Annotated in this window: 14 protein-coding genes and 1 pseudogene; 12 read left to right on the top strand and 3 right to left on the bottom strand. The window is 67.7% G+C overall.

The features are described 5' to 3' along the window. Positions 1–37: 37 nt before the first annotated feature. The 5 genes and pseudogenes from msbA (at position 38) to BMZ43_RS12025 (ending at position 7,212) form a co-directional block, all read left to right on the top strand. Positions 38–1,852 (top strand): lipid A export permease/ATP-binding protein MsbA, encoded by a 1,815-nt coding sequence (gene msbA, locus BMZ43_RS12045; protein WP_093253858.1) that lies wholly within the window; start codon positions 38–40, stop codon positions 1,850–1,852. Then, positions 1,842–2,738, top strand: a complete 897-nt coding sequence (locus tag BMZ43_RS12040) for a GNAT family N-acetyltransferase (RefSeq protein WP_064307355.1) — start codon at positions 1,842–1,844, stop codon at positions 2,736–2,738. The genes msbA and BMZ43_RS12040 overlap by 11 nt, the downstream gene beginning before the upstream one ends. A 1-nt stretch (position 2,739) precedes the next feature. Then, on the top strand, positions 2,740–4,155 hold the full coding sequence (locus BMZ43_RS12035; protein WP_064307354.1) for a PIG-L deacetylase family protein: 1,416 nt from the start codon (positions 2,740–2,742) through the stop codon (positions 4,153–4,155). Positions 4,156–4,245: 90 nt separating this feature from the next. Further along, positions 4,246–5,673, top strand: a complete 1,428-nt coding sequence (hldE, locus tag BMZ43_RS12030) for a bifunctional D-glycero-beta-D-manno-heptose-7-phosphate kinase/D-glycero-beta-D-manno-heptose 1-phosphate adenylyltransferase HldE (protein ID WP_064307353.1) — start codon at positions 4,246–4,248, stop codon at positions 5,671–5,673. 49 nt (positions 5,674–5,722) lie between these two features. After that, positions 5,723–7,212 (top strand): annotated as a pseudogene (locus BMZ43_RS12025) (helicase HerA-like domain-containing protein). Between the two features lie 58 nt (positions 7,213–7,270). Here BMZ43_RS12025 and BMZ43_RS12020 read toward each other — a convergent pair. The 3 genes from BMZ43_RS12020 to BMZ43_RS12010 all read right to left on the bottom strand — a co-directional run bounded on the left by BMZ43_RS12020 (position 7,271) and on the right by BMZ43_RS12010 (position 9,124). Then, positions 7,271–8,044, bottom strand: coding sequence for a lipotoxin F family OmpA-related lipoprotein LptF (locus BMZ43_RS12020; protein ID WP_017640124.1), 774 nt, complete (start codon positions 8,042–8,044; stop codon positions 7,271–7,273). 45 nt (positions 8,045–8,089) lie between these two features. Then, the gene (locus BMZ43_RS12015; protein ID WP_007161972.1) at positions 8,090–8,521 is read right to left on the bottom strand and encodes a DUF4398 domain-containing protein; all 432 of its coding nucleotides are present in this window, start codon (positions 8,519–8,521) and stop codon (positions 8,090–8,092) included. A 267-nt stretch (positions 8,522–8,788) separates the two neighbouring features. Beyond that, positions 8,789–9,124 (bottom strand): pilin assembly protein, encoded by a 336-nt coding sequence (locus tag BMZ43_RS12010; RefSeq protein WP_093253854.1) that lies wholly within the window; start codon positions 9,122–9,124, stop codon positions 8,789–8,791. A 163-nt stretch (positions 9,125–9,287) separates the two neighbouring features. On the opposite strand from BMZ43_RS12010, the gene ppc reads away from it, so the two are divergent. From ppc to BMZ43_RS11975, 7 genes are all read left to right on the top strand, one after another. Further along, a complete protein-coding gene (gene ppc / locus BMZ43_RS12005) occupies positions 9,288–11,924 on the top strand; it encodes a phosphoenolpyruvate carboxylase (RefSeq protein WP_093253849.1) in 2,637 nt (878 codons plus the stop codon). Between the two features lie 190 nt (positions 11,925–12,114). Next, entirely contained in the window at positions 12,115–12,762 is a 648-nt protein-coding gene (adk, locus tag BMZ43_RS12000; RefSeq protein ID WP_017640128.1) for an adenylate kinase, read from the top strand. A gap of 138 nt (positions 12,763–12,900) precedes the next feature. After that, positions 12,901–13,584: a tRNA (adenosine(37)-N6)-threonylcarbamoyltransferase complex dimerization subunit type 1 TsaB gene (gene tsaB / locus BMZ43_RS11995; RefSeq protein ID WP_093253842.1), complete on the top strand. Its 684-nt coding sequence runs from the start codon at positions 12,901–12,903 to the stop codon at positions 13,582–13,584. Positions 13,585–13,721: 137 nt separating this feature from the next. Further along, a complete protein-coding gene (locus BMZ43_RS11990; protein WP_093253836.1) occupies positions 13,722–14,081 on the top strand; it encodes a hypothetical protein in 360 nt (119 codons plus the stop codon). Then, positions 14,081–14,938, top strand: coding sequence for a DUF72 domain-containing protein (locus BMZ43_RS11985; RefSeq protein WP_093253831.1), 858 nt, complete (start codon positions 14,081–14,083; stop codon positions 14,936–14,938). The genes BMZ43_RS11990 and BMZ43_RS11985 overlap by 1 nt, the downstream gene beginning before the upstream one ends. A 107-nt stretch (positions 14,939–15,045) precedes the next feature. Then, complete coding sequence (locus BMZ43_RS11980) at positions 15,046–15,747, top strand: extensin-like domain-containing protein (protein ID WP_093253826.1); 702 nt, start codon at positions 15,046–15,048, stop codon at positions 15,745–15,747. Between the two features lie 31 nt (positions 15,748–15,778). After that, complete coding sequence (locus tag BMZ43_RS11975; RefSeq protein ID WP_093254384.1) at positions 15,779–16,561, top strand: class I SAM-dependent methyltransferase; 783 nt, start codon at positions 15,779–15,781, stop codon at positions 16,559–16,561. Positions 16,562–16,595: the final 34 nt, after the last annotated feature.

The raw sequence follows: 16,595 nt of genomic DNA, 5'->3' as shown, positions 1-16,595 counted from the left end.
GCGTGTTAACATGGCGCTTTTGCGTCACGACGAGACCATGAGCCAAGACTCCCCTGCGCAGACCTCCAGTCTGAAGATCTATTTCCGCCTGCTCGGCTACGTGCGGCCCTACATCGGCATGTTCGCCCTGAGTATCGTCGGCTTCCTGATCTTCGCCTCCACCCAGCCGATGCTGGCGGGCATCCTCAAGTACTTCGTCGATGGCCTGAACAATCCCAACGCCTCCATGTTCCCGGGCTGGCCCATCGTCGGTGGTCTGCACCTGGTGCAGGCGGTGCCGCTGATGATCATCCTCATCGCCGCTTGGCAGGGCGTCGGTTCCTTTCTCGGCAACTACTTCCTGGCGCGGGTCTCCCTCGGCCTGGTGCACGACCTGCGCGTGGCGCTGTTCAACCACATGCTGCGCCTGCCCAATCGCTATTTCGACGCCAACAATTCGGGCCACCTGATCTCGCGTATCACCTTCAACGTCACCATGGTGACCGGCGCCGCCACCGAGGCGATCAAGGTGGTGATCCGCGAGGGCATGACCGTGATCTTCCTGTTCGCCTCGCTGCTGTGGATGAACTGGAAGCTGACCCTGGTGATGGTGGCCATCCTGCCGCTGATCGCCCTGATGGTGACCAGCGCCAGTCGCAAGTTCCGCAAGCAGAGCAGCAAGATCCAGTCGGCCATGGGCGACGTCACCCACATCACCTCCGAGGCCATCCAGGGCTATCGGGTGGTGCGCAGCTTTGGCGGCGAAACCTACGAGCAGCAGCGCTTCCTCGATTCCAGCACCGCCAACACCGACAAGCAGCTGACCATGACCAAGACCGGCGCGGTCTATACGCCCATGCTGCAGCTGGTCATCTATTCGGCCATGGCGGTGCTGATGTTCCTGGTGCTCTGGCTGCGTGGCGAGGCCTCCGCCGGCGACCTGGTGGCCTACATCACCATGGCCGGCCTCTTGCCCAAGCCGATCCGCCAGCTTTCCGAAGTCAGCTCCACCATCCAGCGCGGCGTGGCCGGTGCGGAAAGCATCTTCGAGCAGCTCGACGAGCCCGCCGAGCGCGACGAAGGCCGCGAGGAGCGCGAGCGCGTCCAGGGTCGCCTGGAGGTGCGCAACCTGACCTTCCGCTATCCGGGTACCGAGAAAGCCGTGCTGGAAGGCATCGACTTCGTCGCCGAGCCCGGCCAGATGGTGGCCCTGGTGGGTCGCTCGGGCAGCGGCAAGTCGACCCTGGCCAATCTCATTCCGCGCTTCTACCAGCACGAAGAAGGCGAGATCCTCCTCGACGGCCTGGAGATCCAGGACTATCGCTTGCACAACCTGCGCCGGCACATCGCCCTGGTGACCCAGCACGTCACCCTGTTCAACGACAGCGTCACCAACAACATCGCCTATGGCGATCTGGCCGGGGCGCCCATGGAGCAGGTCAAGGCGGCGGCCGAAGCGGCCTATGCCGACGAATTCATCCAGCGCCTGCCGCAGCAGTACGACACCCAGGTCGGCGAGAACGGCGTGCTGCTCTCCGGCGGTCAACGCCAGCGCCTGGCCATCGCCCGGGCGCTGCTGAAGAACGCGCCGCTGCTGATCCTCGACGAAGCCACCTCGGCGCTGGACACCGAATCCGAGCGCCATATCCAGGCGGCACTGGACCGGGTCATGCAGGGGCGCACCACCCTGGTGATTGCCCATCGCCTCTCCACCATCGAGAAGGCCGACCTGATCCTGGTGATGGACCATGGCCGCATCGTCGAGCGTGGCAGCCATGGCGAGCTGCTGGCGCTGAACGGCTACTATGCGCGCCTGCACGCCAAGCAATTCGAGGAAGTCGCTCCCGTGGCGCCCACGTCCCATGCTGAATAGCTTCCGTTTCTGGCGCGAACGCGGCTGGACGACGATCTCCGCGGCCGACTATGCCGCCACCTGGCAGCGCCATGGCGGCAGCGTCGCGACTCACCCCGAGATCGTCGCGCGTCTGGCCGAACTGGCCGGCATTCCGGTGCGCTACCTGGGCTGGCCCGGCGCGGACGGTCTGCAGGCCGCGGTACCCTGCTGGGGGCGTGAACTGGCGCTCTCGCGCAGCGTGCTGAAGAAGCGCCGCCAGCGCGCCCTGTTCGACCTGGGCAATGCCGAGATCATCCTGCCCGCTGCGCCGGGTAGCGCGGCGCCCCTGCGGCAGCGCGCCCGCTATCTGTCGCCACTGTGCGACGAGCGTTTCGCTGGTCTGCGTCGGCAGAGCGAAGAACTGGCCATGCTCCGTGAGCCGGAAGCCTGGTCGAAGAAATTCCGCTACAACCAGCGTCGCGAGCAGCGGCTCTTCGAAGATGCTGGCGGTCGTGCTGTACCCATGGCCGAGCTGGACAGCACCGAGCAGGCGCGGATCTATGCCGAGCTGTTCGAGGCGCGCTGGGGCTTCGAGGTCCCGGGTAAGGAGCGCCTGGCCGAGGTGTTCGCCCTGCTGCGGGAGTTCATGACCGGGTCGCTGCTCATGCTCGGCGAGCGCCCGGTGGCCATCCAGGTGCTCTATCGGGTGGAAGCGCCCGAATGGATCAGCGTCGAATACGTCAACGGCGGTGTCGACCCTGCTTCCAGCGACCTGAGTCCCGGCAGCGTCCTCACCTATTTGAATACCCAGGCCGCCTGGCAGGATGCCCGCGCCCTGGGCAAGGCCTTGCGCTATTCCTTCGGCCGCGCCGATCGCGACTACAAGGACCGCTGGTGCCATCGCGTCACCGTCTTCGAGAGCTGAGATGACCGCCCGCAAACAAGCCCTGCTCAAACGTCACCGCCGGCACAAGCGGTTGGCCCTGGCGGTCATCGCCGTCGTGCTGCTCGGCTGCCTGGCGCTGGGGCCCTGGTGGAGCGCGCCGCTGCTGGCGCTGCTGGTCTGGCTCGGCCACGAGGCCTGGTTCGCCGACCATCTCTTCTATTCGCCGCGTGACAACTACAGCTACCAGTTCCCCACCGACACCCTGGTGCTGGGCCTGCATCTGCAGCACGGTCGCCTGGCCGCGGTGGAATTACCGCCGGGCGAGCTGACGCTGTTCCTGGAATGCCGCCTGCGTGCCGGCTGGCTCGGCCGACTGTTGGATCCCCAGGTGCGGCTGCGGGCGGGCGACGACAGTGATCGCCAGGACTTCGAGCGCGGCGTCGCCGGGCGGCGCTATGTCAATCTCAGCGGCTATGCCGAGGCCCTGCGCCGTGGCGAGCTGCACCTCTGGACACGCTTCTGTCGGCTGCAGGGCGAGTTGCGCCTGCATGTCTTCGCCCAGCCGGATCTACGCGAAAAAAGGGTCATAGTCATCGCGCCCCATGCCGACGATGCCGAGCTGGCCGCCTTCGGGCTCTACAGCCAGGCACGGGAAGCCAGCATCGTCACCCTGACTCAGGGCGAGATCGAGGCCGAGCACTACCAGCGCCTGGGCCTCGACCGCCAGGCCGCGGCCCGGCTCAAGGGCCGACTGCGTACCTGGGACAGTCTGGTCACGCCGCTGTGGGGCGGGGTACCGCCAGCGCGTTGCGTGCAGCTGGGCTACTACTGCCTGCAGCTGCCGGCCATGCGCCAGGCGCCGGCGGAGGCCTTCGGCTCACGCGAGTCCGGCGACAGCGATGTGCGCAGCGCCCGGCGCCACAATCCCCTGCAGCTGCCCGGCGATGTCGACGGCGCCCCCACCTGGCGCAATCTGGTCGCCGACCTGGTGGCGCTGCTGGAGCACTTTCGCCCTGAGGTGGTGGTGCTGCCGCATCCGCAGATCGATCCCCATGCCGATCACGTGGCCAGCACCCAGGCCCTGCGCGAGGCCCTGACCCTCAGTCAGTGGCAGCCCGAGCTCGAGTTGCTCTACGCCAACCACCTGCACGACAACGACCGCTGGCCCATGGGCCCGGCCGAGGGCGGCATCGCCCTGCCGCCGGCCATCGAAACGCCCACGCCCCTGGTACCCTGGAGTCCGTTGCTGACGCCCGAGCGGCGGCTGGACAAGGCCATGGCCCTGGGTATGCAGCACGACCTGCTGGTGCCGCTGCCGGCCAAGAAGCGCCTGCGTCGGGCCATCCAGTGGCTGCTGGCTGGACGCCGCTGGCCGCGCACCGGCGAAGACGAGTTCTTCCGCAAGGCCGTGCGCCGTCACGAGCTGTTCTGGATAAGCCGCCGCGACGAGCCCTGACCCCGGCGTCTCCCGCTGGCAGGCGCTTCCGGGGCGCCTTGGCCCCTATGCTATGATCGCCGCCATTTTCGCGCTTTGGAGCCTGTCCCTATGAAGCTGACCATGCCTCGCTTCGATCTCGCGCCGGTCCTGGTGGTCGGCGACGTGATGCTCGACCGCTACTGGCACGGCACCACCTCGCGGATATCCCCCGAGGCGCCGGTGCCCGTGGTGCGGGTCGACCAGCACGAGGATCGTCCCGGTGGCGCGGCCAACGTCGCCCTCAATATCGCCGCCCTGGGCGCACCGGCCTATCTGGTCGGCGTCACCGGCCAGGACGAAGCCGCCGATGCCCTCACCGACAGCCTGAGAGCCGCCCATGTGCAGGTGCGCTTCCAGCGCATCGCCCAGCAGCCGACCATCGTCAAGCTGCGCATCATGAGTCGCCATCAGCAGCTGATCCGCGTCGACTTCGAAGAGCCCTTCGACACCGATGCCCAGGCGCTGGCTTCGGACACCGCCGCCATGCTGGCCGGGGTCAAGGTGCTGGTGCTGTCCGACTACGGCAAGGGCGCGCTGAAGAACCACCAGGCCCTCATCCAGTTGGCCAAGGCGCGCAACATCCCGGTGCTGGCCGATCCCAAGGGCAAGGACTTCTCCATCTATCGCGGCGCCAGTCTGATCACGCCGAATCTGTCCGAATTCGAAGCCATCGTCGGCGTCTGCGCCGACGATGCCGAACTGGTGGCCAAGGGCAGCGAACTGATGTCGCGCCTGGACCTGGGCGCCCTGCTGGTGACCCGCGGCGAGCATGGCATGACCCTGCTGCGTCCCGCTCAACCGGCCCTGCACCTGCCGGCGCGCGCACGCGAGGTGTTCGATGTCACCGGCGCAGGCGACACCGTGATCTCCACCCTGGCCGCTGCCCTGGCCGCCGGTGAAGACCTGCCCCAGGCCGTGGGGCTGGCCAACCTGGCCGCCGGCATCGTCGTCGGCAAGCTGGGTACCGCCGCCATCAGCGCCCCCGAGCTGCGGCGCGCGGTGCAGCGTTCGGAAGGCTCCGAGCGCGGCGTCCTGACCCTGGAGCAGTTGCAGCTGGCCATCGAGGACGCCCGCGCCCACGGCGAGAAGATCGTCTTCACCAACGGCTGCTTCGACATCCTCCACGCCGGTCACGTGACCTACCTGGAACAGGCGCGGGCCCAGGGCGATCGCCTGATCGTGGCGGTCAATGACGACGCCTCCGTGACCCGCCTCAAGGGCCCGGGCCGACCGATCAACAGCGTCGACCGGCGCATGGCGGTGCTGGCCGGCCTCGGCGCGGTGGACTGGGTCATCCCCTTCAGCGAGAACACCCCGGAGCGCCTGCTGGAGCAGGTGCGTCCGGATGTGCTGGTCAAGGGTGGTGACTACAAGAGCGTCGAAGAGGTGGTCGGCGCCCAGATCGTGCAGGCCTATGGTGGCGAGGTACGCATCCTCGGCCTGGTGGAAAACAGCTCCACCACCGCCATCGTCGAGCGCATCCGCAACCGTACCTGAGCGCGGACGCTCGGGTTAAGCTGGCGCAGAACCGCTACGGAGCTGCGCCATGTCCTCGACGACCCTGCTGATCCTGGGTACCGCCGTTTCAGCTGACCAGAACGCTGGCCACCCCCTTGGCCACCCCCTCAAGCTGGCCAACCGCCACGGCCTGATCGCCGGCGCCACGGGCACTGGCAAGACCGTGACCCTCCAGCGTCTCGCCGAGGCTTCAGCGATGCCGGTGTCGCCGTCTTCGCCACCGACATCAAGGGCGATCTCTGCGGCCTCGGCGCGGCCGGCGCGCCCCGGGGCAAGCTGGCCGAGCGTATCGCCACCCAGGGCCTGCCGCATCTGTCCCGCGCCTATCCGGTCACCCTCTGGGACGTCGACGGCCAGCGCGGTCATCCGCTGCGCACCACCCTGAGCGAGATGGGGCCGCTGCTGCTGGGCAATCTGCTGGAGCTGACCGACAGCCAGCAGGCCGCCTTGCACGCTGCCTTCACCATGGCCGATCGCGAAGGCCTGCTGCTGCTCGACCTCAAGGACCTCAAGGCGGTTCTCAATCACCTGCGCGAACAGCCCGAGATCCTTGGCGAAGACCGCGCCCTGTTCACCGGCGCCTCGGCCCAGGCGCTGCTGCGTCGGCTGGCGACCCTGGAGCAGCAGGGCGCCGAGGCCTTCTTCGGCGAGCCGGCGTTGCAGCTGGAAGAGGTGCTGCGCCCCGAGCCCGATGGCCGTGGCCGCATCCACCTGCTCGACGCCAGCCGCCTGGTGCATGAGGCGCCCAAGGTCTATGCCACCTTCCTGATCTGGCTGTTGGCCGAATTGTTCGAGCAACTGCCCGAGCGTGGCGATGCCGACCAGCCGGTGCTGGCGCTGTTCTTCGACGAGGCCCATCTGCTGTTTGGCGATACCCCCAAGGCCCTGCGCGAGCGTCTGGAACAGGTGGTACGGCTGATCCGTTCCAAGGGCGTCGGCGTCTATTTCGTCACCCAGTCGCCCAGCGACCTGCCGGATGCCGTTCTCGCCCAGCTGGGCTTGCGCATCCAGCATGGCCTGCGCGCCTTCACGGCGCGGGAGCAGAAGGCCTTGCGCGCGGTGGCAGACGGCTTCCGACCCAATCCGGCGTTCGACAGCCTGGAGGTGCTGACTGAGCTGGGCATCGGCGAGGCCCTGGTAGGCAGCCTGGAAGACCGGGGCACGCCGGCGATGGTCCAGCGCGTGGCCATCGCGCCGCCGCAATCCCGGGTCGGTCCCCTGAGCGAAGCCGAGCGTCAGACGCTGATCCGTCAGTCGCCCCAGGGGGGTCGCTATGAGCGGGCGGTCGATCGCGAGTCGGCCTACGAGATTCTGCGGGAGCGTCGGGCCGAGCGGGGACCGGCGGAGGCGCCGGCTGCGGAAAAGACCAAGGCGGGGCAGGGCGGTGCCCTCAGCGATCTGGTGGGGGAGCTCGCGGGGAGCGCGCTCAGGAGCGCGGCGCGCCAGGCGGCCAATCAGCTGGGGCGGCAGCTGGTGCGTGGGCTGCTCGGCTCCTTGCTGGGCGGCAAGCGCCGCTAGCCGATTAGCAGGCAAAAAAAGACCCCGCCTGGCGGGGTCTTTTGCTTTCACGCCGCCATTACATGCGCGGGGCGACGGGATTGGCGTCGTTGGAGATGGTCACTTCCACGCGACGGTTCAGGGCGCGATCGGAGGCATTGCTGTTGCTGGCCACCGGGAAGGCCTTGCCATAGCCACGGGTCTGGATGCGGCTCGGCTCGACACCGGCACTGACCAGGGCGGTCTGGATGGCCTGGGCGCGACGCTCGGACAGCTGCTGGTTGTAGGAGTCGCTGCCGACGCTGTCGGTGTAACCCTCGACGATCACCTTGCGCTCGGGATTCTGCTTCAGGTAATCGGCCAGCTTCTGGGCATTGGCGTAGCCCTGGGGCTTGAGTTCGGCCTTGTTGAAGTCGAACAGCACGTTGCCAAAGGTCACCACGGTGCCACGCTCGGTCTGCTTGGCCTGCAGGGCGTCCTGCAGTTGCTTGAGCTGGGCGGTACGGGCGTCCAGGCGGGCCTGGGTGCGCTCGGCGTCGACGTTCTGCATCTGGGCTTCGGTCATGCGCAGCTTGATGGTCTGCATGGCCGTCTGGATGCGCTGGTTGGTCAGGTAGGCCAGCTGGTCGACGGTCTTCTCGTTTTCACCGTCCTTGTAGGCCTTTTCGGCCTTCTGCAGCCAGGCACCGGCATCCTTGGTCTCCAGGGCGGCCAGCTGGGCAGCCTGGGGCTGGGACTCCAGTGCGGAATAGTCGGACTTGGCCTGTTCCAGGTTGGGGTTGGGCGGCGTGGAGCAGGCGGCCAGGGCCAGGCTGAGCAGCGACACGGCAGGGATCAGAATGTGTTTACGCATGATGGTCGTCCTTTGAGTTCGTGAAGGGAGGAAAGGGGCGGTCGCTTACTGCTGGACCTTCTTCTGCAGGTTCTGCTGGAGCTGCAGGTTGATCTGACCTTCCTCACGGATCTGCTGGATGCTGTTCTGGGCATCCTTGAGTGCGGCGTCGGCCTTGGCGGCCTGGGTCTTGCGAGTGGCCAGGCGGGCATCCCACTCGGCCTGTTCGGCCAGTTGCTTGGCTTCGTCGTACTTCTCGTTGGAGAGGGCGGTCTGGGCCTGGGTCCACTTGTCCTGGGCCGACTTGGTCTCGATGGGCGCGAACTGGTTGCCACCGGAGCTCACGGCCTCGTTGACGGCGGACTGGGTCACGGCCATCTGCGCGGTCGGCGGATTGCCGGCGCAACCGGCCAGCAACAGCGAGCTGCCCAGGGCAAGGGCTGCCAGTTTCAGGGTGCAGGCTTTGGAAAGGGACTTTTGGGCAGTGGCACTCTTCATGGATTCAAGCTCCGTTGTTGATCCGAAAAGCGCGCCGCCGGCACGGGCAGGGCGGGCGCCTGGTCATGGAAAGCCGCATGTGGAAACAAGCCCGGCGCGACCCCGAGAGGTCCGTGGCGGGTGCTGACAACCAGCCCTCGTCCAGCGCTGCGGTCTGACTCTGTGACCGCTCATCCGACAAAAATGTTCACTGGCTATCGAATTTTGCCGTGGCGTGGAGGTGTTTGGCAGAGCGGTAGCGGCGTAGGTAAAGCTGCAGGTCGGCGGCTAATCCGCCGTGTCGGACTGCAGTCGATGCAGGTGCTTGCGCGCCAGTTCCAGGAAGCGCGGCGTCGTGCCGGCATCGGCGTAGAGGGGGTCGCCGAGTTCATCGGTGCCCACCACTTCCTCGCCCTGCACATAGGGAAAGCTGGCTTCCAGTTCTTCGAAGGCGGCCGCCAGCAACTCGCTGAGCAAGGCTTCGGGCGTACGCTGGGGATAGAGTTCGCAAAGGGCCTCGAGACGGGCCGCGGTCTCGACTTCCAAGTCGAGGCGGTAGCTGCGGGTGGTGCCGGAGGTGGTGGCCTGCTGCTCCCATTGGTGAGCGAGTTCGCGAATCTTCATGGGTATCTCCCGTGGCTTAGGCAAAGGTCGGATATTCAGGTTGAGCGAGGCTGGGCACCCTGCAACAGCCGGGGCTTGCAACCGTGACAGCAGGGTGCTGTCTTCTGCGCTAGACCGCAGCGGTTGCCGTGAGGTCCGAACCGGTACTTTCGAGGAGCACGAGATGGTGGAAATCGATATTCGCCTGCGCGAGCAGGTGCGGCTGCTGGGTGAGCTCCTGGGGCAGACCATTGCCGACCAGCATGGCGTGGCCTTTCTCGACAAGATCGAGCGGATCCGCAAGGGCGCCAAGGCCGCCCGTGGCGGCTCCGCGGAGGGTGCCCGCCAGCTGGGCGACACCCTGGATACCCTGGCCGAAGACGAACTGCTGCCGGTGGCGCGGGCCTTCAGCCATTTTCTCAACCTGGCCAATATCGCCGAGGAATATCACCGGGTCAGACGGCGCACCGAAGATGAGCCGCCACCCTTCGAGCAGCAGGTGCTGCCGGAGTTGCTGGAGCGCCTGGCCGCGGCCGGTCACTCCGGCCAGGAGCTGGCCGAGCGGGTCGCGGCGCTGGACATCGATCTGGTGCTGACCGCCCACCCCACCGAGGTTTCGCGGCGCACCCTGATCCAGAAATACGACGAGATCAGCGCGCAATTGGCGGCCCTCGATCATCGCGACCTGACTTCCGCCGAGGTGGCTGCCATCGAGGCCCGGCTGCGCCGGCTGATCGCCGAGGCCTGGCACACCGAGGAGATCCGCCGCCAGCGGCCGACGCCGGTGGACGAAGCCAAGTGGGGCTTCGCGGTGATCGAGAATTCGCTGTGGCAGGCGATCCCCAGCCTGCTGCGCAAGCTGGACGACTGCCTGCAGGAACGCACCGGCCAGCGCCTGCCGCTGACCGCGGCGCCGGTGCGCTTTTCCTCCTGGATGGGCGGTGACCGCGATGGCAATCCCAATGTCACCGCCGCCATCACCCGCGAGGTGCTCTTGCTGGCGCGCTGGATGGCCGCCGATCTCTACCTGCGCGATGTCGACCGGCTGGCCGCGGAGCTGTCCATGCAGGCGGCGAGTCCGGCCCTGCGCGAGCAGGCCGGCGATCACCCGGAACCCTATCGCAAGGTGCTCAAGGTGCTGCGCGAGCGGCTGCAGATCACCCGCAGCTGGGCGGCCCATGCCATCACCGATCCCCATGCCGGCGCCCGGCATATCCTTAGCGACAACGCCGAGCTGATCGCTCCGCTGCAGCTGTGCTACGACTCCCTGCAGCACTGCGGCCTGGGCGTCATCGCCGACGGCTCCCTGCTCGATACCCTGCGCCGGGCCCGTACCTTCGGGCTCTATCTGGTGCGCCTGGACATCCGCCAGGACGCCGCGCGCCATGCCGCGGCCCTGGCCGATATCTGCCGCTATCTCGATCTGGGCGACTATGCCGCCTGGAGCGAGGCGCAGCGCCTGGAATTCCTGCGTGGCGAGCTCGGCAGCCGGCGTCCCCTGCTGCCGCTGGACGCCGAGCTGGAGGCCGATACCCAGGAGGTGCTCGCCACCTGCCGCGTGATCGCCGCCTCGCCGCCCGATGCCCTGGGCTCCTATGTCATCTCCATGGCCGGCGTGGCGTCGGATGTCCTCGCCGTGCAGCTGCTGCTGCGCGAGTGCGGGGTACGCCAGCCGATGCGGGTGGTGCCGCTGTTCGAGACCCTCGACGACCTGGATCATGCCGGCAGCGCCATCGCCAGCCTGCTCGATCTGCCCGACTACCGCGCGCGCCTGGCCGGTCCCCAGGAGGTCATGATCGGCTATTCCGATTCGGCCAAGGACGCCGGCACCCTGGCGGCGGCCTGGGCCCAGTACCGTGCCCAGGAAGCCCTGGTGGACATCTGCGCCAGCCGTGGCGTGGAGTTGCTGCTGTTCCATGGCCGCGGTGGCACCGTGGGGCGTGGCGGCGGTCCAGCCCATGCGGCCATCCTCTCGCAACCGCCTGGCTCGGTGGCCGGGCGCTTCCGTACCACCGAACAGGGCGAGATGATCCGCTTCAAGTTCGGCCAGCCGGCCATCGCCGAGCAGAATCTGGCGCTGTACCTGGGCGCCGTGCTGGAGGCCACCCTGCTGCCGCCGCCAGCGCCGGAACCGGCCTGGCGCGAGCAGATGGATCGCCTGGCCCGCGACAGCCTGCAGGCCTATCGCGGCGTGGTGCGCGAGGATCCGCATTTCGTCAGCTATTTCCGCCAGGCCACTCCGGAGCAGGAGCTGGGCCGGCTGCCCTTGGGCAGTCGCCCGGCCAAGCGCCGCGAAGGCGGCGTGGAAAGCCTCAGGGCCATCCCCTGGATCTTCGCCTGGACTCAGACCCGGCTGATGCTGCCCGCCTGGCTCGGCTGGGAGAAGGCGCTGGACGAGGCCGAACGCCGTGGCGAATCGCCGTTGCTGCGCGAGATGCGCGAAGGCTGGCCGTTCTTCCAGACCCGCATCGACATGCTGGAGATGGTGCTGGCCAAGGCCGAAGCCGAACTGGCGCGGCTCTATGACCAGCGCCTGGTGGAGGCCGACCTGCAGGTGCTGGGCAGCCAGCTGCGCGAGCGGCTGCGCCAGGCCGGCGTGGCGGTATTGCGGCTGACCGGGCAGGGGGAATTGCTCGAACACCATCCGGAAACCCTGGTGTTCATCGCCGTGCGCAACGCCTATCTCGATCCGCTGCACCTCTTGCAGATCGAGTTGCTGGCCCGGGCGCGGGCGGCGGGCGAAAGCCAGCCGGCGGCGCTCGATCAGGCCCTGCTGGTGAGCGTGGCCGGGATCGCCGCGGGACTGCGCAATACCGGTTGAGCAGACTGTCGCTTTTGCCGGTGCCCGGGGTCGTCTGGACGGGCCCGGCACCTGCGACGCTTGGTAACTTGTGCGGCCAGGGGGCGCTGTGTATGGTTGGTCCCTTTGGCCGTCTCGTGTCGTCGACAACAATCATCGCGACAGCGCCCTGCGTGGGCTGCCAGTCCGAGACCATTCTAAGGAGCAACAGATGCGCGTAATCCTGCTGGGAGCGCCCGGTGCCGGCAAAGGTACTCAGGCCCGGTTCATCACTGAGAAATTCGGCATTCCGCAGGTTTCCACCGGCGACATGCTGCGGGCCGCGGTCAAGGCTGGCACGCCCCTGGGCCTGCAGGTCAAGGACATCATGGACAACGGTGGCCTGGTCTCCGACGAGATCATCATCGCCCTGATCAGCGAACGCATCCTCGACGCCGATTGCGCCAAGGGTTTCCTGTTCGACGGCTTCCCGCGCACCATTCCCCAGGCCGAAGCCCTCGAAGCCGCGGGCGTCAAGATCGACCACGTGCTGGAAATCGCCGTCGATGACGAAGAAATCGTCCAGCGCCTGTCAGGTCGCCGCGTGCATCCGGGTTCGGGGCGCGTCTATCACATCGAGCACAATCCGCCGAAGGTCGCCGACACCGACGACCTGACCGGCGAGCCGCTGGTACAGCGCGAAGACGACCGCGAAGCCACCATTCGCAAGCGTCTGGACCTCTATCATTCCCAGACCAAGCCGCTGGTGGACTTCTACCAGAAGCTGGGCGCCGCCCAGGGCACGCCGAAGTGCAGCCGCATCGAGGGCGTGGGTTCGGTGGACGCCATCACCGCCAAGGTGCTGCAGGCCCTGAGCTAAAAGCCGGTAACGACCGCCTGTGCCTGCAGGCGGTCCGGTCGCGGCGCCGTCCTGGCGTCACGATCGATGGGCGGGTCCCCTCGCGACCCGTCTTACTCTAGAATGCGCAGCCCTTTTCCCTAGTTGCGGATCTACCCCATGTCCATCCTGCTCGCCCTCGACACCGCCACCGAAGCCTGCTCGGTCGCCTTGCATCTGGGCGACGAGATCATCCATCGCTACGAGATCGCGCCGCGCCTGCATGCCCAGCGGGTGCTGCCCATGGTGCAGGAGCTGCTGGCCGAGACCGGTCTGAGTCTGGCGCAGGTGGACGCCATCGCCTTCGGTCGCGGCCCTGGCGCCTTCACCGGCGTACGCATCGCCATCGGTGTGGTGCAGGGCCTGGCCTTCGGGCTGGACCGGCCGGTGCTGCCGGTATCGAATCTGGCCATCATCGCCCAGCGCGCCTGGCGCGAGCGGGGTATGACCCAGGTGGCCGCCGCCATCGATGCGCGCATGGATGAGGTCTACTGGGGCTGCTATCGCCTGGACGGCGCAGCCATGGTGCTGGCGGGGGCGGAAGCCGTGCTGGCACCCGAGGCCATCGCCCTGCCAGAGGCTGCCACCGGTGACTGGTTCGGGGCCGGCACCGGCTGGGGCTATGCCGGCCGCATGGCCGTGCCGCTGGTCGAGAGCGATGCCAGCCTGTTGCCCCATGCGCAGGACCTGGCGGTGCTGGCGGCCTCGGCCTGGCAGCGCGGCGAAGCCGTGTCGGCCGAATCCGAAGCGGCGCAACCCGTCTATCTGCGTGATCGGGTCGCCACTCCCAAGCAGTCCGTCTGACGTCAGGAAACCCGGCGTAATAGTCTGACGTCCAAGCCGTATATGCCGCTCGTCCGCCGGTCGCGACGGGCGTCCGGCCCTTGATTGTCATAGCTTTCGACCCTACTTAGAGTAGTGCCATCCGTTCGGGACCTGCCATGCGCATTGACAGCGGCTATTCCTACTCTGCTTACCCCCTGAATCGTTCCTCGCGCGCGGTCACGCCCGTACGCGAGGTGGCGCAGGACGAGGCCGCCCGTCAAAACGCCATCGCCCGCGAAGCGGCCAACAACGCTCAGCCCAAGCTCGAGCCGGTGCGCCGCGTCGAGGCGGCCGCGGCGACCGATACCGGCAACGGCGGTGGCAATGGCTTGGTGCTCAGCGAGCGCGAAGGGCGCTTCGCCAGTCAGCTCACCGCACGTGCGCAACAGGCGCTGGCCAGCTACGGCAACACCGCCGCCCTCGGCGCCGAGCCGGATGGCTCCTCCAGCGTCGTGGGCCTCGATCTCTACGCCTGATGCTGCCGTACTTTCTCGGCTGTCCCTCCTGGAACGACAACGCCTGGCGCGAAAGCCTCTACCACGGCCTGCGCCCGGGTGACTTCCTGTTGCGTTATGCCCAGGTGTTCAACGCCGTGGAGGGCAACACCACCTTCTATGCCTGGCCCTCGGCGGACACCATTCGCCGTTGGGCCGAGCTGATGCCGGCCGGCTTTCGCTTCTGCGCCAAGTTTCCCCGGGACATCAGCCATGCCGAGGATCTGCGGGTGCAACTCTCCAGCGCCCGCACCTTTCTGGAATTGCTGGCGCCCCTGGGCGAACGGGCCAGTCCGCTGTGGCTGCAACTGCCTGCGGGCTTCGGTCCGGATCGGCTCAATGAGCTGAAGGTCTTTCTTTCGGCCATGGCACCGCGTTGCGCCCTGGCCGTGGAGGTCAGGCACCTGGCATTTTTCGACAAGGGCGAAACCGAGCGCGCGCTCAATCGCCTGCTCATGGAGCTGGGTGTGGAACGCGTCGGCCTGGATTCCGCGGCCCTGTTCAGCGCCAATCCGAGTGAGCCGGCCGTGCGCCTGGCCCAGGCCAAGAAGCCGCGGGTACCGGCCCGTGCCCTGGCTTTCAGCGAGCATCCCCAGGTGCGCTTCATCGGTCGCCTGGAGCTGGCGGCGAACGACTACTACCTGGCCAAGTGGGTGACCCGGGTGGCCGATTGGATCGAAGGGGGCAAGGTGCCCTATGTCTTCCTGCACACCCCGGACAATCGCCAGGCGCCCGAACTGGCCCTGAGATTCCATGCCCAGCTGCGCAAACGCCTGCCCGGCCTGCCGGCGTTGCCCGAGCTGAGCACCGCCGACACCGAGCAACTCGGCCTGCTCTAGCCCCTGGCGTCCGCCGCGATACGTTTGGCGACGTTTTCGCCGGCATTCCCGCTGGCCGCTCCGGTCTGATGAAGACTTCGCCTTGTGAATCCTCTTCGGCGCGCCGCATGAAAGCCAGACACCTGCTCGGTCTCGTCATCCTGCTCTACAGCGGTCTGCACACCGCCTTCGACCAGGGCTGGCTACGCATCCCGCCGGCCTATAACCCCTGGGCGCCACTGGATATCCAGGCACCCGCCAATGCCTTCACCCGGCTCAAGCTCTGGCGTCTGCAGGCCGATGCCGACTATTGCGCGGCGTCCCTGGCCACCTCGGCGCTCAACTTTCGCGAATTGCGCGGCAATCCCGGTTCGGCCGACTGCCCGCTGGAGCGGGCGGTACGCATCCAGCGGGGGGAAGGGGTGCGCCTCAACGGCAGCTTCGTCGCCAGCTGTCCGCTGGCGGTGAGTTTCGCGCTGTTCGAACGCCAGGCCCTGCAACCGGCCGCCGAAGCCGTCTATGGCCAGCGGGTCGCCGAGGTGGAGCACTATGGCAGCTTCGCCTGCCGCAACATCTACGGTCGCGCCAGCGGCCGGCGCAGTCAGCACGCCACCGCCAATGCGCTGGACATCGCCGGGCTGCGCCTGGCCGACGGTCGGCGCATCAGCGTGGCGCGGGACTGGAAGGGCGATCCCCAGGCCCAGCGCTTTCTGCGGCTGGTACGCGACGGGGCCTGCCGCTCCTTCAATACCACCCTGGGACCGGACTACAACGCGGCGCACCGCGATCATTTCCATGTCGACATGGGTGGCTTTCGCGTCTGCCGGTAGAATGACGGGTCTTTTCGCCTGCGAGTCGCCCATGTCCACCGCCCACCCCGCGCTTATCGTCGAAGCCCTGGAACCCGCCTTCACCGAGGCCGCCGCGGCCTGGGCCGCGCGCCTGGGCCTGCCCCTGGGTACCGCCACCACCGAAGAGTTCGCCCTGCAGTTCGGCGCTCAAGGCCTGCAACTGGTCCAGCGCGGCCCGGAGGCGCCGGGTCCGGTGCGGGTGGATTTCGTCGAGGGCGCAGCGGCCCATAGACGCAAGTTCGGCGGCGGCGCCGGCCAGATGATCGCCAAGGCGGTCGGGGTCGGGCCGGGTGTGCGCCCGCGTATCCTCGATGCCACCGCGGGTCTGGGCCGCGACGCCTTCGTGCTGGCCACCCTGGGTTGCCCGGTGACGCTGCTGGAGCGCCAGCCGCTGATCGCCGCCCTGCTCGAAGACGGCCTGGCCCGCGCGGCGCGGGACCCCGAGGCGGCCGGCATCGTTGCCCTGATGACCCTGGTACAGGCCGATTCCACCACCTACCTGCAGGGCGGGGAGGGCGAGGCGCCCGAGGTGATCTATCTGGATCCCATGTTCCCCCATCGCGACAAGAGCGCCTTGGTGAAGAAGGAAATGCGCCTGTTCCGCCCGCTGGTGGGCGACGACCTGGATGCCCCGGCCTTGCTCGCCGCCGCCCTGGCCCGCGCCAGTCACCGGGTGGTGGTCAAGCGCCCGCGCAAGGCACCGGTCATCGAAGGGGTGAAACCGGGCTATGTGCTGGAGGGCAAGTCCAGCCGCTACGACATCTATCCGAAGAAGAGCTTCAAATCTTCCTGAATGAAAAAGCCCGCGGGCGGAAGGACTCCGGCCG

Source organism: Pseudomonas sp. Snoq117.2 (assembly GCF_900110545.1).
Taxonomy (GTDB): domain Bacteria; phylum Pseudomonadota; class Gammaproteobacteria; order Pseudomonadales; family Pseudomonadaceae; genus Chryseomonas; species Chryseomonas benzopyrenica.
The sequence above is the reverse complement of the archived record's forward strand: the minus strand, read 5'-3'. Positions and strand labels throughout refer to the sequence as shown.